This is a genomic window from Streptomyces tirandamycinicus (assembly GCF_003097515.1).
Taxonomy (GTDB): Bacteria; Actinomycetota; Actinomycetes; order Streptomycetales; family Streptomycetaceae; genus Streptomyces; species Streptomyces tirandamycinicus.
This window is the reverse complement of record NZ_CP029188.1, coordinates 4,729,774-4,749,414: the sequence shown is the minus strand read 5'-3', so window position 1 is coordinate 4,749,414 and position 19,641 is coordinate 4,729,774. Positions and strand designations below refer to the sequence as shown.

Sequence of the window (19,641 nt, the reverse complement as noted above, 5' to 3'; positions counted from 1 at the left end):
TGCACGGCCGGTCGGGGACGGCGGCGCCCGCTAGCCGGCGCTCGCCCGGCGGCACTCGGCAGCCGCCGCCCGCCCCCTGGCGCTGCCGCCGCCCCTAACCAAGCCCCCGGCCCGTCGGGCGCACCGGCTCGCGCCCGGCGCCGACCGGCCCGGGTCCGGACCCCGCCTCCGCGGACCCCCGAGGCGCACGCTTCGGGAAGAGGGCGTAGCTCAGTGCGAACACCCCGTGGACGGCCGCGATCCGCCACGCAGTGTGCATCCAGTCCTCCAGGGAGCCGGTCCGGGCGGGGTCGCCGACGTACCAGACGGCCGACTGGAGCAGACCGGTGGCGACGGCCGCGCCCACCGCCGTGCCCAGCCACACCCGGCCCTCGTGGCGGGCGCGCGCGGCGCCGTGGCGCGGGGGCTTCGCGGGCGGCGGGCCGCCGCCCAGGCGGTGCGCGGCGTGCCCGTCGAGCCACCTGACGGTCCGGTGGCCGTGGCCCGCGGTGTAACCGATGTAGAGCGCGGCGAGACCGTGCCGCCAGCTCGGCTCGGCCCCGTTCGCGAGGTCGAGCACCGTCACCACCAGCAGGACGAGCTCCAGCAGCGGCTCCATGAGCAGCAGGGCCAGCCCGGTCCTCGGCATCCGGAGCAGATAGCGGGTGGCCAAGCCGGCGGCCAGCAGCACCCAGAAGCCGACCTCGCAGACGACGATCAGCGTGACGATCACGTTGTTCCCCCTTCGTACCGGAGCCAGCCTGCCGCCGCGCCGGCTCCCGCCGCGTCGTCGCCGGTGAGGAGCCGCGACTGCATCCTTCGATGTACCCCGGCTCACCCCGGACGGGGAGGCCGGCGGCCCCACCGGGCGTGTTTCATGGGGCGGTGACCATTCCCCGTCCCCATCGCGACGACGTCCTCATCGCCGTCACCGGTCTCGCCGGCGGCCTGCTGCTGTGGTCGCTGGGGCTGCACACCACCGAGGGCGTCCGTCCGCTGTCCGGGCCGTGGACAGTGCTGGTCCCGCTGCTCGCCATGTCGGGTCTGGAGCTGCTGCGGCGGACCCTGCCGATCGCCGCACTCCTCGCCGGCACGGCCGCGATCACGGCGGACCAGTTCACGCCGGGGAGCATCGCGACGGTCCTGATGTTCACGGACCTCGTGTACGCGGCCGTCGTGTACGGCCCGCCGGCCTCGGCCCGGCGCATCCCCTACGCCACCGGGCTGATCACCGTCGGGGCCACGCTCTGCTCCCTCGCCTGGTTCCAGGAGCCGTCCGCGCTGCTCCTCGGCCTGGTGGTGGGACTGGTGTCGGTCGGCCCGGCCGCGACGGGCGCACTCGTGCGCGACCACCGCGAGGCCGCGGAGGCGGCACGGCTGCGCGCCGGGCAGACCGCGCTGCTCGCCGAGCTGGACCGCCGGGAGGCGATCACCGCGGAGCGCGCCAGAATGGCCCGGGAACTGCACGACCTGGTCGCCAACCACCTCTCGGCCATCGCCATCCACTCCACCGCCGCGCTGTCCCTGGACGAGCCGGCGACGACCCGGCAGGCCCTCACCGTCATCCGGGAGAACAGCGTGGAGGGCCTGGCGGAGATGCGGCGGCTGATCGGGCTGCTGCGGGACAGCGGCGACACCGCCGGGCCCGCCGTCGCCCCCACCCTGGCCGGACTGGACGCGCTCGTGGCCCAGGCCAACACCAACGGCGCCGCGAGCGGACTGGGCTGCACCCTGGACGACGCGATCGACGCGGACGCGGCACCGCCGGCCCCGGTGGCGCTCGCGGCCTACCGGATCGTCCAGGAGTCGCTCACGAACGCACTGAAGCACGCCGACGCGGGCGAGGTCGCCGTACGGCTCACCGGTGCTGCGGGCCGGGCGCTGACGGTGACCGTGACCAGCCCCTACGGCGGAGGGCCGGGCCCGCGCGCACCCGGCTCGGGCGCGGGCCTGGTCGGGATGCGGGAGCGGATCGCGCTGCTGGGCGGCGAGTTCGAGGCGGGCCCCGGGCCCGGCCCGGCCGGCGGCCCGGCGAGGATCTGGCGGGTGCGGGCGGTGCTGCCCATGGTGGACGACAAGGAGCCCGCAGCATGATCCGGGTGGTGGTCGCGGAGGACCAGAAGTCCGTCAGGGCCGGTCTGGTCCTGATTCTGGGCAGCGCCCCCGACATCGAGGTGGTGGGCGAGGCGGGGGACGGCGAGGAGGCGGTGCGGCTGGCCCGGGCGCTGCGGCCCGATCTCGTACTGATGGACGTGCAGATGCCGCGCCTGGACGGCGTCTCGGCGACCCGTCAGGTCGTCGGGGAGGGCCTTGCGGACGTCCTGGTGCTGACGACGTTCGATCTCGACGCGTATGTGTTCGGCGCGCTGCGCGCGGGGGCCGCCGGCTTCCTGCTGAAGAACACCGAGGCGCGGGACCTGGTCGAGGCGGTGCGCACGGTCGCCCGCGGTGAGGGCCTGATCGCGCCGGCCGTGACCCGGCGGCTGCTCGCGGAGTTCGCCGCTCCCACGCCCGTGCCGTCGCGGGACGCGGCCGTGCTCGACGTGCTGACGCGGCGTGAGCGCGAGGTGCTGTCCTGTCTGGGCGAGGGCCTGTCGAACGCCGAGATCGCCGTCCGGCTCCGGATGGCCGAGGCCACGGTGAAGACCCATGTGAGCAGGCTCCTGGGCAAGCTCGAGCTGCGCAGCCGGGTGCAAGCGGGCGTGCTGGCAAAGGAGTTGGGAGTCTGAGCACCCGAAGACCCGCACCCCCGCCGCTGGTCTGGACCTCTTGACGATTGGTCCAGACCTTCCTACGCTCGCCGCACACACCGCGGTGAGCCCCGCGGAGTGTTCTGTACGGACCGCCCCCAACCCGTCCGTCCGCGAACTCGAGGAGCACCCCTTGAGCACGAGCACCCCCCGCACCAGAACCCGCCTCAGGTCCAGAGCGACGGCAGGACTCACCGCCCTGCTGCTGCCCCTCGCCGCCATGGTCGGACTCGCCACGCCCGCCCAGGCGGCGACCGCCGCCACCGCCACCTACGCCAAGGTCCAGGACTGGGGCACCGGCTTCGAGGGCAAGTGGACGGTGAAGAACACCGGTACCACCTCGATCAGCTCCTGGACCGTCGAGTGGGACTTCCCCGCGGGCACGTCCGTCACCTCCGCCTGGGACGCGGACGTCACCTCCTCCGGCACTCACTGGACCGCCAGGAACAAGAGCTGGAACGGCACCCTCGCGCCCGGCGCCTCGGTGTCCTTCGGCTTCAACGGCGCGGGCTCCGGCTCCCCGTCCGGCTGCCGGGTCAACGGCGGCTCCTGCGACGGCGGCACGGTTCCCGGCGACAACCCGCCGTCCGCCCCCGGCACCCCGTCCGCGAGCAACGTCACCGACACCTCGGTGACACTGGGCTGGACCGCGGCCACCGACGACAAGGGCATCAAGAACTACGACGTCCTCCGCGACGGCACACGCGTCGCGACCGTCACCGGCCTGACCTACACCAACACCGGGCTCACCGCGGGCACCGACTACTCGTACACCGTGCGGGCCCGCGACACCGCCGACCAGACCGGCCCGGTCAGCGGCGCCCGCGCCGTGCGGACCACCGGCGGCGACCCGGGCCCCGGCCCCGGTCCCGGCTCGAAGATCAAGCTCGGCTACTTCACCAACTGGGGCGTCTACGGCCGCAACTACCATGTGAAGAACCTGGTGACCTCCGGCACCGCCGCCAAGATCACCCACATCAACTACGCCTTCGGCAACGTCCAGAACGGCCAGTGCACCATCGGCGACTCCTACGCCGACTACGACAAGGCCTACACCGCCGACCAGTCGGTCGACGGCGTCGCCGACACCTGGGACCAGCCGCTGCGCGGCAACTTCAACCAGCTCCGCAAGCTCAAGCAGCGCTACCCGCACATCAAGATCCTGTGGTCGTTCGGCGGCTGGACCTGGTCCGGCGGCTTCCCCCAGGCGGTCCAGAACCCGACCGCCTTCGCCAACTCCTGCTACAACCTGGTCGAGGACCCGCGCTGGGCCGATGTCTTCGACGGCATCGACCTGGACTGGGAGTACCCGAACGCCTGCGGCCTGACCTGCGACTCCAGCGGCCCCGCCGCATTCCGGAACATGATGCAGGCCATGCGCGCCAAGTTCGGCCCGAACAACCTGGTCACGGCCGCCATCACGGCCGACGCCAGCACCGGCGGCAAGATCGACAAGACCGACTACGCCGGCGCCGCGCAGTACTCCGACTGGTACAACGTCATGACGTACGACTTCTTCGGCGCCTTCGACGCGGACGGCCCCACCGCCCCGCACTCGCCACTCACCTCGTACGCCGGCATCCCGCAGCAGGGCTTCACCTCCGCGGAGGCGATCGCCAAGCTCAAGGCGCAGGGCGTGCCCGCGGGCAAACTGCTGCTGGGCATCGGGTTCTACGGCCGCGGCTGGACGGGTGTCACCCAGTCCGCACCGGGCGGCTCGGCCACCGGACCGGCCCCCGGCACCTACGAGCAGGGCATCGAGGACTACAAGGTCCTCAAGAACACCTGCCCCGCCAACGGCACCGTCGCAGGGACCGCGTACGCCCACTGCGGCTCCCAGTGGTGGAGCTACGACACCCCGGCGACCATCGGCGGCAAGATGGGCTGGGCGAAGAACCAGAACCTGGGAGGCGCGTTCTTCTGGGAGTTCAGCGGCGACACGGCGAACGGTGAGCTGGTGAGCGCGATCAACAACGGGCTGGGATAGCCGCGACGCCCGGCGACGCACGAACGGGGGTGGTGCACCGCACCACCCCCGTTTCGCGTACCGCGCCCCGTCTCCCGTGCTGCCTCGCTTGCTGTACCGCCTCGCTTCCCTTACGTCCCGGGGAGCGGACCGCTCCCCACCCCGCGACACACCCCCCGGGGCTAGACCGTCACCGGATACGACAGCAGCAGGCTCACGGCCGCCAGCAGGGCCGCCACCGTGAGCCCGAGCAGCACCCACTGCGCGCGCCCCGGCCGGGCCCGGCCGGCCACCGCCGCGAAGAACAGGACGAGGGCGAACAGCACGGCGGTCAGCACGTAGTTGTCCGACCGCTGGTTCGCCTGACGCGCCGTCGCCGACTTCCGATCGGCCTCCCGCACCAGGCGCTCGGCCTTCTCCTCGGCGGCGACTCGGTACTCCGGCATGTCGAACGGCGTCGACGGCGCCTTCGGGTCGGTCAGCGGACGCCTCATGAGCCAGGCGGACACGGCCGGCTCGAACTCGTCGCGGAACCGGTTGAAGAGGAAGCCGGAGACGCTGCCGGGGTCCGGTGTGTACATGCCCTGCGGCCGCTTCGACGGATCGGCGACGATCTCGTCGTTGAGCGCGGTGAGCCACTGGGTGAAGGTGATCACGTCGATGGTCACCAACTGGCCCGCCTCGGCCGAACTCCGTGAGGACTCGGTGCGCGCCGCGGACGCCTGCGCGTAGGAGTTCGCCTGCACACCGCTCCACTTGGCGCTCTGGAACCCGGCCCACGCGGTGCCGACCGCGGCCAGCGCGAGGATGATCGTCAGAAGGAGCTCGATCCGGTCCCTCCCGCGGCCCCTTTCCGCCGGCTCGTCGCCGCCGGGGCCCCCCGCCCCGTCACTCTCCCGGTCCGCTCCCCCGTCGTCCGTGCCCTCCCCGGCACGCCCGTCCGCTGCGCTCATGGCGGGAGCCTATGCGCGCAAAGGTCGGGAAAGTGCCGCGAACCGGCCGGCAGTCGCCCAAGCGGGGGGCGACGAGCCGAGCATCACCCGGATTCCGTAGGCCCCCATGCTCGGATCCGGCACTCAGCCCCGCGCGGGTCGGACATCGCGACGTCGACAGCCGGCGGCCTCAGGCTCAGGCCACATTGCCCCTCCCCCAGACTCCGTCCGGGGGCACCCCCAACCACCGAGGCCCCCTACTCAGGCCACATTGACCCTCCCCCAGACTCCGTCCGGGGGCACCCCCAACCACCGAGGCCCCCTACTCAGGCCACATTGACTCGTTGGCCGGGAGGTGCTGCCTCGAGCCAGGCGAGGAAGCCGGTCAGGGCGTCCTCGCTCATCGCCAGTTCGAGGCGGGTGCCGTGGTGCAGGCAGCCGAGGACGACCGCGTCCGACAGCAGCGCCAGCTCCTCCTCGCCCTCGGGCAGGCGCCGGGAGACCACCTCGATGGCCGAACGTTCCAGGGCGCGGCGCGGCCGGAGAGCGTAGGAGAAGACCCGGAACCACTCGACCCGGTCGCCGTTGTAGCGGGCCACGCCGTACACCCAGCCCTTGCCGGAGTGGTCGTCCTCGTCCGGCACGTTCCAGCGCAGGCTGCAGTCGAAGGTGCCCCCCGAGCGCTGGATCAGTCTGCGGCGCAGGCCGAAGACGAAGAGCCCGATCACCACCAGTGCGACGACCAGTCCGCTCACAAGCAGAGCGAGGAACATCTCCACCGACCTCCTCGCTTCGTCCCGTAGCGGAATACGACCTGTATCTGCGTCTGCACCTGCATTGCCTCAGCCGCGACCTGGTCTGGAGAAGTCCAGTCCGGGCCGCGGCTGAGAGTGGTTCATCGGCGGGAGTGCGCTCAGCGCACCGCCACCGCGCGCAGCCGAACCTCGGCGCGCCGCCCGGCGGCGGCGTCGTCCTCGGCCTTCGCGCGCTCCAGCGCACGCTCGGCGCGCTGGGCGTCGATCTCGTCCGCCAGCTCGGCGATCTCCGCCAGCAGCGACAGCTTGTTGTCGGCGAACGAGATGAAACCGCCGTGCACAGCGGCGACGACCGTTGCCTCGCTCGTACGGATGGTCACCGGGCCCGATTCCAGCACACCGAGCAGCGGCTGGTGACCGGGCATGACGCCGATGTCGCCGGACGTGGTGCGCGCGACGACCAGGTTGGCCTCGCCGGACCAGACCTGGCGGTCGGCGGCGACCAGCTCGACGTGCAGCTCAGCAGCCAAGAGTGGCTCCTCGGGTCACCACCCGGCGGTCATGCCGGGTGTTGGGTCATAAGTCTAATAGGGGCCCGGGCGCCGAAACGCCCGGGGCCGTCCGGGGCCCGCCGCGCGGGCGGCTGGTTCAGGACCCCGGGAGGGCGTGGGGCGGGGGGCGGGACGAGACCCGCCCCCCGTCGTGAGTCGCGTGACTCAGGAGACGCCGAGCTCCTTGGCGTTCTTCTTGAGGTCCTCGAGACCACCGCACATGAAGAAGGCCTGCTCCGGGAAGTGGTCGAAGTCGCCGTCGCAGATCGCGTTGAACGCGGCGATCGACTCGTCCAGCGGAACGTCCGAACCGTCCACACCGGTGAACTGCTTCGCCGCGTGGGTGTTCTGGGACAGGAAGCGCTCGACACGGCGGGCACGGTGGACGACCAGCTTGTCCTCCTCGCCGAGCTCGTCGATGCCGAGGATCGCGATGATGTCCTGGAGGTCCTTGTACTTCTGCAGGATCCCCTTGACGCGCATGGCGGTCGTGTAGTGGTCCTGCGAGATGTAGCGCGGGTCCAGGATGCGGGACGTGGAGTCCAGCGGGTCCACCGCGGGGTAGATGCCCTTCTCGGAGATCGGACGGGAGAGAACCGTCGTCGCGTCGAGGTGGGCGAAGGTGGTCGCCGGCGCCGGGTCGGTCAGGTCGTCCGCGGGGACGTAGATCGCCTGCATCGAGGTGATCGAGTGACCACGGGTCGAGGTGATGCGCTCCTGCAGGAGGCCCATCTCGTCCGCCAGGTTCGGCTGGTAGCCCACCGCGGACGGCATGCGGCCGAGCAGGGTGGACACCTCGGAACCGGCCTGGGTGAAGCGGAAGATGTTGTCGATGAAGAACAGCACGTCCTGCTTCTGCACATCGCGGAAGTACTCCGCCATGGTCAGACCGGCCAGGGCGACCCGCAGACGGGTGCCCGGGGGCTCGTCCATCTGGCCGAAGACCAGCGCGGTCTTGTCCAGAACGCCGGACTCCTCCATCTCGGCGATGAGGTCGTTGCCCTCACGGGTGCGCTCACCGACGCCGGCGAACACGGAAACGCCCTCGTGCAGCTTCGCCACACGCATGATCATTTCCTGGATGAGGACGGTCTTGCCGACACCGGCACCACCGAACAGACCGATCTTTCCACCCTTGACGTACGGGGTGAGAAGGTCGACGACCTTCAGGCCGGTCTCGAACATCTCGGTCTTCGACTCGAGGTCCTCGAACTTCGGGGCCTTGCGGTGGATCTCCCAGCGCTCGGACTCCTGGCCGTTCGCCTCCGGCTCGTTCAGCACCTCACCGAGGGTATTGAACACCTTGCCCTTGGTGAAGTCGCCGACCGGGACGGTGATGCCCTTGCCCGTGTCGGACACCGGGGCCTGGCGGACCAGACCGTCGGTGGGCTGCATCGAGATGGTGCGCACGACACCCTCGCCGAGGTGCTGTGCGACCTCGAGCGTGAGGGTCTTGCTGGTGCCCGGGTTCGCCGGGTCCGGCACCTCGACGTTCAGCGCGTTGTAGATCTCCGGCATCGCGTCGACGGGGAACTCCACGTCGACGACCGGGCCGATGACCCGCGCGACGCGGCCGGTGGCCACGCCGGCCGGAACGGTCGGCTCAACAGTGGTGGTCATTAGTAGTCACTCCCCGCGGTCGCGTCGGCCAGGGCGCTCGCGCCACCGACGATCTCGCTGATTTCCTGGGTGATGTCGGCCTGGCGGGCCGCGTTGGCAAGTCGGGTGTAGGTGTTGATGAGATCACCCGCGTTGTCGGTCGCCGACTTCATCGCCTTGCGGCGGGACGCGTGCTCGGAGGCCGCGGCCTGCAGCAGGGCGTTGTAGATCCGGCTCTCGACGTACCGCGGCAGCAGTGCGTCGAGGACGTCCTCCGCCGACGGCTCGAAGTCGAACAGCGGAAGGAGCTCGTCCTTCGCACCGCCCCCGGCCTCCGCCTCACCGAGGCTGAGCGGCAGCAGTCGGCCGTCGACCGGCGTCTGCGTCAGCATCGAGACGAACTCGGTGAAGACGATGTGGAGCTCGTCCACGCCGCCCTCGGCCGTGTCCTTCTCGATCGCCTCGATCAGCGGCGCCGCGATCTCCTTGGCGTCGGCGTACGACGGGTTGTCGGTGAAGCCCGTCCACGAGTCCGCGATCTTCAGTTCACGGAAGCCGTAGTAGGCCACGCCCTTGCGGCCGACGACATAGGTGTCGACCTCCTTGCCCTCGCCACGGAGCCGCTCGGTGAGCCGGGCGGCCGTCTTGATGGCGTTCGAGGAGTAGCCGCCGGCCAGACCGCGGTCGCTCGTGAGGAGCAGGACCGCGGCACGGGCCGGGGACTCCGCCTCCGTGGTCAGCGGGTGCTTCGTGTTCGAACCGGTCGCCACCGCCGTGACCGCGCGGGTCAGCTCGGTCGCGTACGGCGTGGAGGCCGCCACCTTGCGCTGCGCCTTGACGATGCGCGAGGCGGAGATCATCTCCATCGCCTTGGTGATCTTCTTCGTCGCGCTGACCGTCTTGATACGACGCTTGTAGACCCGGAGCTGGGCTCCCATGAGTCAGGTCCCTTCCGTCGTCACTTCGAGACGTTGACGGTCGCCGGAGCGTCCTCGCCGAGCAGCCTGCCGTCGGAGGTCTCGAACTGCTTCTTGAAGTCGGCGATGGCCTCGGCGAGCTTCTCGAGCAGGTCGTCGGACATCTTGCCGCCCTCGCGGATGGAGGTCATCAGCGTCTTGTGCTCGCGGTGCAGGAACTCGAGCAGCTCGGACTCGAAGCGGCGGATGTCCTCGACCGGGACGTCGTCCATCTTGCCGGTGGTGCCGGCCCAGATGGAGACGACCTGGTTCTCCGTCGGGTACGGGGCGTACTGCGGCTGCTTCAGCAGCTCGACCATGCGCTTACCGCGTTCCAGGGCGGACTTCGAAGCGGCGTCCAGGTCGGAACCGAAGGCGGCGAACGCCTCCAGCTCGCGGTACTGGGCCAGGTCGACGCGGAGCCGGCCGGAGACCTGCTTCATCGCCTTGTGCTGGGCGGAGCCACCGACACGGGAGACCGAGATACCGACGTTCAGGGCCGGGCGCTGGCCGGCGTTGAACAGGTCGGACTCCAGGAAGCACTGGCCGTCGGTGATGGAGATGACGTTGGTCGGGATGAACGCCGAGACGTCGTTGGCCTTGGTCTCGACGATCGGCAGACCGGTCATCGAGCCGGCGCCCATGTCGTCGGACAGCTTGGCGCAGCGCTCCAGCAGACGGGAGTGCAGGTAGAAGACGTCACCCGGGTAGGCCTCACGGCCCGGCGGGCGGCGCAGCAGCAGCGACACGGCGCGGTAGGCGTCGGCCTGCTTCGACAGGTCGTCGAAGACGATGAGGACGTGCTTGCCCTCGTACATCCAGTGCTGGCCGATGGCCGAACCGGTGTACGGCGCCAGGTACTTGAAGCCGGCCGGGTCGGACGCCGGGGCGGCGACGATCGTCGTGTACTCCAGGGCACCGGCCTCCTCCAGCGCGCCGCGCACGGACGCGATGGTGGAGCCCTTCTGGCCGATGGCGACGTAGATGCAGCGGACCTGCTTCGACGGGTCGCCGGAGCGCCAGTTGTCGCGCTGGTTGATGATCGTGTCGACGGCCAGGGCGGTCTTGCCGGTCTGGCGGTCGCCGATGATCAGCTGACGCTGACCGCGGCCGACCGGGGTCATCGCGTCGACGGCCTTGTAGCCCGTCTCCATGGGCTCGTGGACCGACTTGCGCTGCATGACCGTGGGGGCCTGCAGCTCGAGGGCGCGGCGGCCCGAGGTCTCGATCTCGCCGAGGCCGTCGATCGGGTTGCCGAGCGGGTCGACAACGCGGCCGAGGTAGCCCTCGCCGACGGCGACGGACAGGACCTCGCCGGTGCGCTGGACCGGCTGGCCCTCCTCGACGCCGCTGAACTCACCGAGGACGATGGCACCGATCTCGCGCTCCTCGAGGTTGAGGGCGAGGCCGAGGGTGCCGTCCTCGAACTTCAGCAGTTCGTTGGCCATCGTCGAGGGAAGACCCTCGACCTTCGCGATGCCGTCGCCGGCAAGGCTGACCGTACCGACCTCCTCGCGCGAGGCCGCGTCCGGCTTGTACGACTGGACAAAGTTCTCCAGCGCGTCCCGGATCTCCTCCGGCCGGATCGTGAGCTCCGCCATCTGGGTTCCCTGCTCTCCTTGTTGGGCCCGAAGTTTCTTTGGGGGTCTGGGGCTGTGTCCATGACGGCTCGCGCCGCGGGACCCCCAGGAATCCTCTGCGGCCCAACCGGGCCGCTCTAGCAAATTCTTTTTGACTTGGTGGCCGGTCAGCCCGCGAGGCGGCGCTGCGCCTCGGCGATGCGGTCCAGGACCGTCCCGTCGATCAGCTCGTCGCCGACCCGCACCGAGATCCCGCCGAGGACCTCGGGGTCCACGTCCAGGTTCAGGTGCATCTCGCGGCCGTACACGTTCGCCAGCACGGCTCCGAGGCGCTGCTTCTGCCGGTCGGACAGCGGTACCGCGGAGGTGACCACGGCGACCAGCCGGTTCCGGCGCTCGGCGGCGAGCTTGGAGAGGGACTCGAGTCCCGCTTCCAGGCTACGTCCACGAGGTGCCGTGACAAGACGGAGCACGAGCCGCTCGGTGACGGGGTTGACCTTGCCGCCGAGGAGGCTGCGGACCAGCTGCGACTTGGCGGCCGCCGTGGCGGTCCGGTCGGTCAGCGCGGCGCGCAGCTCCGGGTTGGACGTGACGATCCGGCCGAACCGGAACAGCTCGTCCTCCACGTCGTCCAGGGCACCGGCCTGCTGCGCTGCCGTGAGCTCGGCGGTGGCCGCCAGCTGCTCGAGCGCGTCCACCAGGTCGCGGGACTGCGACCAGCGGGAGCGGACCATCCCGGAGACCAGGTCGGCGGACTCGCCGCCCACCTGACCGCTCAGCAGCCGGGCGGCCAGCTCGGCCTTGCCCTCACCGGGCTGCGCCGGGTCGGTCAGGACCCGACGCAGCGACACCTCGCGGTGGAGCAGCGCGGTGACGGCGACCAGCTCCTCGGCGAGCTTCGCCACGTCGACCGACGTGCTGTCGGTCAGCGCGTCGAGACGCTCGCGTGCGGCGGCCAGTGCCTCGCGGCTCGCTCCGTTCATCGGGCAGCCTCGGCCTTCTCCTCGAGCTCGTCGAGGAAGCGGTCGATGACGCGGCTCTGGCGGGCGTGGTCCTCGAGGGACTCGCCGACCAGCTTGCCGGCCAGGTCGGTGGCGAGCTTGCCCACGTCCTGGCGCAGCGCCGAGGCCGCGGCCTTGCGGTCGGCCTCGATCTGGGCGTGACCCGCGGCGACGATCTCCTCGCGCTGCCGCTGGCCTTCCGCGCGCATCTCGGCGATGATCGCGGCGCCCTGCTCCGTGGCCTCCTGGCGCAGACGCGCGGCCTCGTGACGGGCCTCGGCGAGCTGAGCGCGGTACTGCTCGAGCACGCTCTGGGCCTCGACCTGGGCCGCCTCGGCCTTCTCCATGCCGCCTTCGATGGCCTCGCGGCGCTCTTCCAGAACCCTGTTGATGTTCGGGAGGAGCTTCTTGGCGAGGAAGAAGAAGACGATGGCGAAGGCGATCGTGCCGACGAGCAGCTCGGGGCCCGGGGGGAGGAGCGGGTTCTGCGCTCCCTCGGCCGCCAGCTGAAGGTTGGCGATCACATCAGTGCCTTTCGTCGATAAGTGGTCGGTGAGGGGTCAGATCACGGACCGTAAACGAACGGCATGACGATGCCGATGAGGGCGAGCGCCTCACAGAAGGCGAAGCCGAGGATCTGGTTGGCACGGATCAGGCCGGCGGCCTCGGGCTGACGGGCCAGGGCCTGGGTGCCGTTACCGAAGACGATGCCGACGCCGATGCCGGGGCCGATGGCGGCGAGGCCGTAACCGATGGAGCCGAGCGAACCGGTGACAGCGGCGAGGGTCTCAGTGGCAGCCATGCTGATTCTTCCTTTTCATTCACGGACCGGTGGGGGTTGGCCACCGGACGTTCTGGGGGGTGGGTGCGGGCGAGGTACGACTCAGTGGTGCTCGGCGAGAGCGCCCTGAATGTAGGAGCAGGCCAGCAGGACGAAGACGTACGCCTGGACGGCCTGGACGAAGAGCTCGAAGACGATCATGCCCATCGTCATCACGAAGGAGACGCCGGCGGCCGGGATCAGCCAGCTGTTCAGCAGGTACCAGGAGGCGACGGTGAACATCACCAGCATCAGGTGACCGGCGAACATGTTGGCGAAGAGCCGGACCGCGTGGGTGAAGGGGCGGACGAGCAGGTTGGAGAAGAACTCGATGAACGAGACCAGCCACTTGATCGGGCCGAGCGACGGGTCGTAACCGGTGATGTTCTTCCAGCCGCCGACGAAGCCGTGGCGCTTGAAGGTCAGCGACACCCAGAGCACATAGACGATCAGGGCCAGGACCATCGGGTACGCGATGATCGACGCCACCGGGAACTGGGCCAGCGGGATCACGGACCAGATGTTCATGATCCAGACGAAGAAGAAGATGGAGACCATCAGCGGGACGTACTTCTCGCCCTCCCGCTTCCCGATGGTCTCGTAGACGATCCCGCGGCGCACGAAGTCGTAGCCGGCCTCGCCGATCATCTGCAGCTTGCCCGGGACGACCTTCGCCCTGCCGAACGCCGCGTAGAAGAAGCTGACGACGACGAGCGTGGTGATCAGCGCGAGCAGCATCACCTTGTTGAACTCGAAGCCGCCGACGGTGGCGATCGGCTGGAAGAGGAAGGAGTGCAGGCCCGGCGCCGGAAAGCCACAGCCGTTGTCGGCCAGGATGCGGCAGCTCCAGTCAAAGGCGAGCGTGGTCTGTTCAGCACTCACCGCGGGCTCCTTCGGCGTGACGCATGGGTTCGGCAACCTCGTTGTGTCGGCGCGGCGCGCAGCCGCGAGTCGGCACCGGACTGGTGTTTCGGATGTGGGGGCGGCGGTCAGGCATCGAGGCCTCGCGATCGAGCAGGCGTCAGCTCAGATGCCCGCGCCCGCAGTGCCGCAGTTGGCACCGGACGATAGCAGTTTCTCGAACGCTCACTTATCCCGGCCCTACCCGTCACGCCGACGGCCCCGTCTTCTCGCCCCTGCGGGCTTCAGACGGCTCCGGTTCGACGTAGAGGATCTTGGCCTTCATATGGGCACGGGCCTGTGCGGCCACCCAGACGAGCGTCGACGCGACGATCGAGGCCGCGAAGGTCCTGGGGTTGAACAGGGTGGTGTCCTTGAAGGCGGCGACGAAGAGGAACAGCACGAGCAGCTGCGTCGTGTAGAGCATCAGCCCCATCGCCTGGAACAGCTGCGGGAAGTGCTTCGCGGTCCGCTGCAGGACCACGATCCCGATCCCCATGAAGAGGATGACCACCAGGGTGCCGACCGCCGCGCCGAGGGCCCCCTTGCCACCGGCGACCACACCGCTGACGATCGCGGCGATCACGCCGACGGCAGCGGTGGGCACGACGGTCTGAAGGAGAGTCCGGGCGTCGTTGGACGGCATGGCGGCAGCTCCGCTGGGTGGTGGGGCACGGGTGTCGTCGAGGACGAGCGTAGATCCGGTCCGAGGTGGGTCTCGGGTACCGAAGAGACCGTCGCACTGCGGTCCTTCGGCTCTGTCGCCGGTTCTCGTGAACCGTATCACAAACTATTTGAAGAGGTCTTTACCCGATGGTGTGCCAACTCTCACACATGAGAGTGAGGTCGCGCGTGTGTGCATGAAGTCTGGGCGATTTGCCTGATACAGGCGATTCCTCTTCACCCACGCGGGATCAAGCCATCCTGAATCTTCGCACCCGGCGGGCACCCGACCGCACGTCGCCAGCTCAGCCGGGCATGCCCCCATGCGCGCTTGATGCGCGTGAGCGACTGATCAGCCACAAACGGTTTGACGCGGCACCCGCCGCTATCGAATGCTCACTACCGGCAACGGGGGCGAACCTTCGTTCGATTGCTCTCCTGTCGTTGTCCGAGGTTCATCCGGTCTGACCAACCAGAAGGAGCTCTGTACATGGCAACAAAGCGTTCCACGTTCATCAGTGCCGTCACCACGGCCACTCTGCTGGCGGGGGGAATGGTGGTGGGCGCCGCGGCGCCCTCCGCAGCCGAGTCGGCACCGCAGTCGGTGGCCTCGGCGCAGGCGGCCCCGGCCGTTGCGTGCGGCACGACCATCAAGCGGCTGCCCAGCGGCGGAGGTCCCTTCCCGAACAAGAAGTGGGACATCTACTACCGCAACTGCGGCAGCACCACGGTGCAGAAGCGCGTCGACATCGCCAGGGGGCGTGACACGGTCTGCTCGAACATCGCCAAGGGCGCGACGAAGAAGTGGCACTACGAGACGGGCTACTTCGGCCCTGACTATCCGCGCAGCGTCGTGAGCTGCTGATCTGCGGAAGACACCGCGGCCGTCGGCCCCGCCTGGCGGGCCGGCGGCCGCGGCTGTGCCGGCTGGGCAGTGGCTACTTCCTCGCCGCCGTGAACCGCGAACGCGACCCGATCGCCGTCGCCCCGTTGATCCCCGCGGGCACCGGGATGCGCCCCTCTTCGGGACTCACCGCGGCAGCGTCGGCGGGATCGGCGAGGCTCCCCGCCGAAGCGGCCGCGGTGGCCGGCGCGGGTGCCGCGGGGCGCGGACGGCGGCGGTAGCGCGGCGGGACGAAGGACTCCGCCCAGCGCGGCGCCCGCGGGGTGAAGCGCGGCAGCAGCAGGAGCACCAGTCCCACGAAGCTCAGCACCACGATGGCGAACACGATCCACATCGAGGCGCTGTGGACCGAGTACAGCACGATCCCGAACGCGATCAGGGCCGACCAGAAGTACATGATCAGCACCGCGCGGCTGTGCGAGTGCCCGATCTCCAGCAGCCGGTGGTGGAGATGGCCGCGGTCGGCGGCGAACGGCGACTTTCCCTTCCAGGTCCGGCGCACGATGGCCAGCAGCAGGTCGGCCACCGGGATCGCGATGATCGTCAGCGGGAGCAGCAGCGGGATGAAGACCGGCAGCGCCGCATGGGTGGCTTGGCGGGTGCCGCCTTCGAACAGCTTCAGCGCGTCCGGGTCCACCTGGCCGGTCACCGAGATCGCGGACGCCGCCAGCACCAGGCCGATCAGCATCGACCCCGAGTCGCCCATGAAGATCCGCGCCGGATGCATGTTGTGCGGCAGGAAGCCCAGGCACATGCCCATCAGGACGGAGGCGAACAGGGTCGCCGGAGCCGCGGCCTCGATGCCGTAGCCGAACCACATCCGGTACGCGTAGAGGAAGAACGCCGCGGACGCGATGCAGACCATGCCCGCGGCCAGGCCGTCCAGGCCGTCCACGAAGTTCACCGCGTTGATCGTGACCACGACCAGCGCGACCGTGAGCAGCGTGCCCTGCCACTGGGTGAGGGAGACCGTCCCGACGCCCGGGATCGGCAGCCACAGGATCGTCAGGCCCTGCATCACCATCACGCCCGCGGCGATCATCTGGCCGCCGAGCTTGATCAGGGCGTCGATCTCGAACTTGTCGTCCAGTACGCCGATCAGCCAGATCAGCGCGGCGCCGGAGAGCAGCGCCCGCGGTTCGTTGGACAGCTCGAACACGCTGTTGAGGTTGCTCAGATGGTCGGCGACGAGGAGTCCCGCGCACAGGCCGAAGAACATGGCGATGCCGCCGAGCCGCGGCGTCGGTTCACGGTGGACGTCACGGGCCCGGATCTCCGGCATCGCTCCGGTCGCGATGGCGAACTTCCGCACCGGTCCGGTCAGAAGGTAGGTCACCGCGGCCGCGACGCAGAGCGTCAGCAGGTAATCACGCACGGGCTGCCCCAGAGGAATCGCTGGCCATCTCAGCCCCACACACTAGCTTTGTTGACCACATGCTTGAGGACATACCAGCGGCCCGGACGGTTGCAGGTCCCTCGCGTCTGCCCTCAATAGGGCGGAAACCTTCCGGCCAGATCCCGTACTTCCTCGCGTACCCGGGGGATCGCCTCGGAGTCGGCGCGCAGCGCCGTGGTGAAGAGCACGGCGATCCTCGCCATCTCGGCCTCGCCCATGCCCTGGGTGGTGACCGCCGCGGTGCCGAGGCGGATGCCCCGGCCGTCGCCGTACGGCAGCGCGCAGGTGTCGAGCACCATTCCGGCGGCGGCGAGCCGTCCCCGCGCCGAACGGCCGTCCACGCCCAGCGGTGCCGGGTCCGCGGTGATGAGATGGGTGTCCGTGCCGCCGGTGGTGACCGCGAAGCCCTCCGCCTCCAGCCCCTCCGCGAGGACCCTGGCGTTGGCGACGACATGGTGGGCGTAGCCGGCGAACCTCGGTGTCGCCGCCTCGCCGAAGGCGACGGCCTTGGCGGCGATCGTGTGCATCTGGGCACCGCCCTGGGTGAAGGGGAACACGGCGCGGTCGATCCGCTCCGCCAGATGGCTGCCGCAGAGGATCATCCCGCCGCGCGGTCCGCGCAGCACCTTGTGCGTCGTGGCGCACACGACGTCCGCGTACGGGACCGGGCTGGGGGCCGCTCCCCCGGCGATCAGGCCCATCGGGTGGGCGGCGTCGGCGATCAGATAGGCCCCGACCTCGTCGGCGATCTCCCGGAACACGGCGTAGTCGGGGTGCCGGGGGTACGCGATCGATCCGCAGACGATGGCCTTGGGGCGGTGCTCGCGGGCGAGCCTGAGGATGTGCTCGTAGTCGAGCAGTCCCGACTCGGCGTCGACGCCGTACGGGACGAAGGTGAACCAGCGCCCGGAGAAGTTCGCCGGAGAGCCGTGGGTGAGATGCCCGCCGAAGGCCAGGCCCATGGCGAGGACGGTGTCCCCCGGCCGCAGCAGCGCCGCGTACGCCGCGAGGACCGCCGAGGAGCCGGAGTGGGGCTGCACATTGGCGTGCTCGGCGCCGAAGAGGGCGGTGGCCCGCTCGACCGCGATCCGCTCGGCGGCGTCGACGAGTTCGCAGCCGCCGTGGTGGCGTGCGCCGGGATAGCCCTCGGCGTACTTGTTGGCGAGCGGGGAGCCGAGCGCCGCGAGGACCGCGGGCGAGGTGAAGTTCTCCGCCGCGATCAGCTGGAGGCCCTCGGCCTGCCGGGCCGTCTCGGCGAGCACGATCTCGGCGATCTCGGGGTCCTGGCGGCGCAGGATGTCGAGGTCCGCGGGCGCGATCGGGGTGCGGGCGGGTGCGGGGGTACTGACCGGCATCGTGGTCTCCCGGCCTCACGAGGGGTGTACGGCCCCTCCAATGTAGGCCCGGGCACGTCCGGCCGCCCGGTGTCCCGCGGCCCGGACCCGCCTCGTTCGGCCGTACGGGCCACACGGGCCCACGGGCCCGTGGGCCGCCGCGACGGCCCGCCCCGGCGTTCTGCCGTCAGCGGCGGGCGGGGACGCCCGTCAGCGCCGTGAGCACGGGGTCGAGCGCCTGGTGGATCTCGTCGCCGATGGACCGGAAGAAGGTGATGGGCCCCCCGTACGGGTCGTGGACCTCGTCCGCCTCCGCACTCGGCGCCAGCAGCCAGCCGCGCAGTGCCGCGGCCGCCCGCACCAGGGCCCGGGCGCGCTCGACGACGCCGTCCTGGTCGGGGTCCGGCAGGGTCGCCGGGTCTATCGCCCGCACGAGCCGGGTGAACTCCTTCAGCGTGAAGGTGCGCAGACCCGCGGAGTGCCCCATGGAGATGACCTGTGCCCGGTGGTCGCGGGTGGCGGTGAGCACCAGATCCGCCCGGATGACGTGCTCGTCGAGCAGCTCGCGCCCCACGAAGCCGCTGGGGTCGGCGCCGAAGTCGGTGAGGACCGTCGCGGCGTTCGCCTCCATGGGAGCCCCCTCGTGGCCCCAGGTGCCGGCGCTCTCCACGAGCAGCCCGCCGGCGAGGGGGTCGCCGAGCCGGCGGCTCAGGGCATACCGCGTCAGCCGCTCGGTGATCGGCGAGCGGCAGACGTTGCCGGTGCTGACGTGGAGGATCCGGAATGTGCCGCCGGCGGCGGCCGTACCTTCTATGCCACGCCCCTCAGGGACGGTCACTGTGCCGGCCCCCGGCTGTTCGCTCCGGTCACGGCGCCACCTCGAGGTCGGGTACGACCTTGCGGAGCTCGTCGGCCTCCAGGGCGCCCGCGCGCAGCAGGACCGGGACGTCGCCGGTGACGTCGACGATCGAGGACGGCACATTGCCGGGCGTCGGGCCGCCGTCGAGGTACACGGAGACCGAGTCGCCGAGCATGTCCTGCGCGGCGTCGCAGGTCTCGGGCGCCGGGTGGCCCGTGAGGTTCGCGGACGACACGGCCATCGGGCCGACCTCGGTGAGCAGTTCGATGGCGACCGGGTGCAGCGGCATCCGGATGGCGACGGTGCCACGGGTGTCCCCGAGGTCCCACTGCAGCGACGGCTGGTGCCGGGCGACGAGCGTCAGCGCACCGGGCCAGAACGCGTCGACGAGCTCCCAGGCCTGCTCGGAGAAGTCGGTGACCAGACCGTGGAGCGTGTTCGGGGAGCCGATGAGGACGGGGGTGGGCATGTTGCGCCCGCGTCCCTTGGCCGCCAGGAGGTCGGCGACGGCCTCGGAGCTGAAGGCGTCCGCCCCGATGCCGTAGACGGTGTCGGTGGGGAGCACCACGAGCTCGGCGCGGCGCACGGCCGAGGCGGCTTCGCGCAGGCCGGTGGTGCGGTCCGTCGCGTCGTTGCAGTCGTATCGCCGAGCCATCAGCGGGCCTCCTCGTTTTCGGTCACTCGGTTCTTCGTCCG

The 19,641-nt window shown here is 70.5% G+C and carries 20 protein-coding genes; 4 read left to right on the top strand and 16 right to left on the bottom strand.

Annotation, left to right across the window (positions count from 1 at the left end; genetic code table 11):
- Nucleotides 1–94 precede the first annotated feature (94 nt).
- A complete protein-coding gene (locus tag DDW44_RS21095) occupies nt 95–712 on the bottom strand; it encodes a hypothetical protein (protein ID WP_108907372.1) in 618 nt (205 codons plus the stop codon).
- A 152-nt stretch (nt 713–864) separates the two neighbouring features.
- On the opposite strand from DDW44_RS21095, the gene DDW44_RS21090 reads away from it, so the two are divergent.
- From DDW44_RS21090 to DDW44_RS21080, 3 genes are all read left to right on the top strand, one after another.
- The gene (locus tag DDW44_RS21090) at nt 865–2,073 is read left to right on the top strand and encodes a sensor histidine kinase (protein ID WP_108907371.1); all 1,209 of its coding nucleotides are present in this window, start codon (nt 865–867) and stop codon (nt 2,071–2,073) included.
- Nucleotides 2,070–2,708, top strand: a complete 639-nt coding sequence (locus DDW44_RS21085; RefSeq protein WP_108907370.1) for a response regulator — start codon at nt 2,070–2,072, stop codon at nt 2,706–2,708. Before DDW44_RS21090 ends, DDW44_RS21085 begins: the two co-directional genes overlap by 4 nt.
- Before the next feature lie 154 nt (nt 2,709–2,862).
- Nucleotides 2,863–4,716 (top strand): glycoside hydrolase family 18 chitinase, encoded by a 1,854-nt coding sequence (locus DDW44_RS21080; protein ID WP_108907369.1) that lies wholly within the window; start codon nt 2,863–2,865, stop codon nt 4,714–4,716.
- A 161-nt stretch (nt 4,717–4,877) separates the two neighbouring features.
- Here the strand turns inward: DDW44_RS21080 and DDW44_RS21075 are convergent, their stop codons facing one another.
- From DDW44_RS21075 to DDW44_RS21025, 11 genes are all read right to left on the bottom strand, one after another.
- Complete coding sequence (locus DDW44_RS21075) at nt 4,878–5,648, bottom strand: hypothetical protein (RefSeq protein WP_108907368.1); 771 nt, start codon at nt 5,646–5,648, stop codon at nt 4,878–4,880.
- A gap of 305 nt (nt 5,649–5,953) precedes the next feature.
- Entirely contained in the window at nt 5,954–6,400 is a 447-nt protein-coding gene (locus DDW44_RS21070; protein ID WP_037735415.1) for a DUF2550 domain-containing protein, read from the bottom strand.
- A 140-nt stretch (nt 6,401–6,540) separates the two neighbouring features.
- Nucleotides 6,541–6,912 carry a F0F1 ATP synthase subunit epsilon gene (locus DDW44_RS21065; RefSeq protein WP_017949942.1) on the bottom strand — a complete coding sequence of 124 codons (372 nt, stop codon included), beginning with the start codon at nt 6,910–6,912 and terminating at the stop codon, nt 6,541–6,543.
- Nucleotides 6,913–7,098: 186 nt separating this feature from the next.
- Nucleotides 7,099–8,553 (bottom strand): F0F1 ATP synthase subunit beta, encoded by a 1,455-nt coding sequence (gene atpD / locus DDW44_RS21060; RefSeq protein WP_017949943.1) that lies wholly within the window; start codon nt 8,551–8,553, stop codon nt 7,099–7,101.
- The gene (locus DDW44_RS21055; RefSeq protein ID WP_017949944.1) at nt 8,553–9,470 is read right to left on the bottom strand and encodes a F0F1 ATP synthase subunit gamma; all 918 of its coding nucleotides are present in this window, start codon (nt 9,468–9,470) and stop codon (nt 8,553–8,555) included. The genes atpD and DDW44_RS21055 overlap by 1 nt, the downstream gene beginning before the upstream one ends.
- Before the next feature lie 20 nt (nt 9,471–9,490).
- The gene (gene atpA, locus DDW44_RS21050) at nt 9,491–11,089 is read right to left on the bottom strand and encodes a F0F1 ATP synthase subunit alpha (protein ID WP_018892818.1); all 1,599 of its coding nucleotides are present in this window, start codon (nt 11,087–11,089) and stop codon (nt 9,491–9,493) included.
- Between the two features lie 146 nt (nt 11,090–11,235).
- Entirely contained in the window at nt 11,236–12,051 is an 816-nt protein-coding gene (locus tag DDW44_RS21045; protein ID WP_017949946.1) for a F0F1 ATP synthase subunit delta, read from the bottom strand.
- Nucleotides 12,048–12,593: a F0F1 ATP synthase subunit B gene (locus DDW44_RS21040; RefSeq protein WP_108907367.1), complete on the bottom strand. Its 546-nt coding sequence runs from the start codon at nt 12,591–12,593 to the stop codon at nt 12,048–12,050. Before DDW44_RS21040 ends, DDW44_RS21045 begins: the two co-directional genes overlap by 4 nt.
- Before the next feature lie 41 nt (nt 12,594–12,634).
- On the bottom strand, nt 12,635–12,871 hold the full coding sequence (gene atpE / locus DDW44_RS21035) for an ATP synthase F0 subunit C (protein WP_027735301.1): 237 nt from the start codon (nt 12,869–12,871) through the stop codon (nt 12,635–12,637).
- A gap of 81 nt (nt 12,872–12,952) precedes the next feature.
- A complete protein-coding gene (gene atpB / locus DDW44_RS21030) occupies nt 12,953–13,771 on the bottom strand; it encodes a F0F1 ATP synthase subunit A (protein ID WP_027735302.1) in 819 nt (272 codons plus the stop codon).
- Between the two features lie 226 nt (nt 13,772–13,997).
- Nucleotides 13,998–14,435 carry a Cg1360 family ATP-synthase-associated protein gene (locus tag DDW44_RS21025; protein WP_027735303.1) on the bottom strand — a complete coding sequence of 146 codons (438 nt, stop codon included), beginning with the start codon at nt 14,433–14,435 and terminating at the stop codon, nt 13,998–14,000.
- A 507-nt stretch (nt 14,436–14,942) separates the two neighbouring features.
- Between DDW44_RS21025 and DDW44_RS21020 the strand changes: the two genes are divergently transcribed.
- Nucleotides 14,943–15,317 carry a hypothetical protein gene (locus DDW44_RS21020; protein ID WP_108907366.1) on the top strand — a complete coding sequence of 125 codons (375 nt, stop codon included), beginning with the start codon at nt 14,943–14,945 and terminating at the stop codon, nt 15,315–15,317.
- A 73-nt stretch (nt 15,318–15,390) separates the two neighbouring features.
- Here the strand turns inward: DDW44_RS21020 and DDW44_RS21015 are convergent, their stop codons facing one another.
- The 4 genes from DDW44_RS21015 to DDW44_RS21000 form a co-directional block, all read right to left on the bottom strand.
- The gene (locus DDW44_RS21015) at nt 15,391–16,731 is read right to left on the bottom strand and encodes an MraY family glycosyltransferase (protein WP_108907365.1); all 1,341 of its coding nucleotides are present in this window, start codon (nt 16,729–16,731) and stop codon (nt 15,391–15,393) included.
- Nucleotides 16,732–16,844: 113 nt separating this feature from the next.
- The gene (locus DDW44_RS21010; RefSeq protein ID WP_108907364.1) at nt 16,845–18,107 is read right to left on the bottom strand and encodes a serine hydroxymethyltransferase; all 1,263 of its coding nucleotides are present in this window, start codon (nt 18,105–18,107) and stop codon (nt 16,845–16,847) included.
- Between the two features lie 166 nt (nt 18,108–18,273).
- Complete coding sequence (locus DDW44_RS21005) at nt 18,274–18,924, bottom strand: arsenate reductase/protein-tyrosine-phosphatase family protein (RefSeq protein ID WP_108907363.1); 651 nt, start codon at nt 18,922–18,924, stop codon at nt 18,274–18,276.
- Nucleotides 18,925–18,952: 28 nt separating this feature from the next.
- Nucleotides 18,953–19,600 carry an L-threonylcarbamoyladenylate synthase gene (locus DDW44_RS21000; protein WP_018892821.1) on the bottom strand — a complete coding sequence of 216 codons (648 nt, stop codon included), beginning with the start codon at nt 19,598–19,600 and terminating at the stop codon, nt 18,953–18,955.
- Between the last annotated feature and the right edge of the window lie 41 nt (nt 19,601–19,641).

Coding starts and splice junctions, on each gene's coding strand:
- DDW44_RS21085 (WP_108907370.1), top strand. CDS start 2,070: ATGATCCGGGTGGTGGTCGCGGAGGACCAGAAGTCCGTCAGGGCCGGT.
- DDW44_RS21075 (WP_108907368.1), bottom strand. CDS start 5,648: ATGAGCGCAGCGGACGGGCGTGCCGGGGAGGGCACGGACGACGGGGGA.
- DDW44_RS21070 (WP_037735415.1), bottom strand. CDS start 6,400: ATGTTCCTCGCTCTGCTTGTGAGCGGACTGGTCGTCGCACTGGTGGTG.
- atpD (WP_017949943.1), bottom strand. CDS start 8,553: ATGACCACCACTGTTGAGCCGACCGTTCCGGCCGGCGTGGCCACCGGC.
- DDW44_RS21055 (WP_017949944.1), bottom strand. CDS start 9,470: ATGGGAGCCCAGCTCCGGGTCTACAAGCGTCGTATCAAGACGGTCAGC.
- atpA (WP_018892818.1), bottom strand. CDS start 11,089: ATGGCGGAGCTCACGATCCGGCCGGAGGAGATCCGGGACGCGCTGGAG.
- DDW44_RS21045 (WP_017949946.1), bottom strand. CDS start 12,051: ATGAACGGAGCGAGCCGCGAGGCACTGGCCGCCGCACGCGAGCGTCTC.
- atpE (WP_027735301.1), bottom strand. CDS start 12,871: ATGGCTGCCACTGAGACCCTCGCCGCTGTCACCGGTTCGCTCGGCTCC.
- DDW44_RS21025 (WP_027735303.1), bottom strand. CDS start 14,435: ATGCCGTCCAACGACGCCCGGACTCTCCTTCAGACCGTCGTGCCCACC.
- DDW44_RS21020 (WP_108907366.1), top strand. CDS start 14,943: ATGGCAACAAAGCGTTCCACGTTCATCAGTGCCGTCACCACGGCCACT.
- DDW44_RS21010 (WP_108907364.1), bottom strand. CDS start 18,107: ATGCCGGTCAGTACCCCCGCACCCGCCCGCACCCCGATCGCGCCCGCG.
- DDW44_RS21000 (WP_018892821.1), bottom strand. CDS start 19,600: ATGGCTCGGCGATACGACTGCAACGACGCGACGGACCGCACCACCGGC.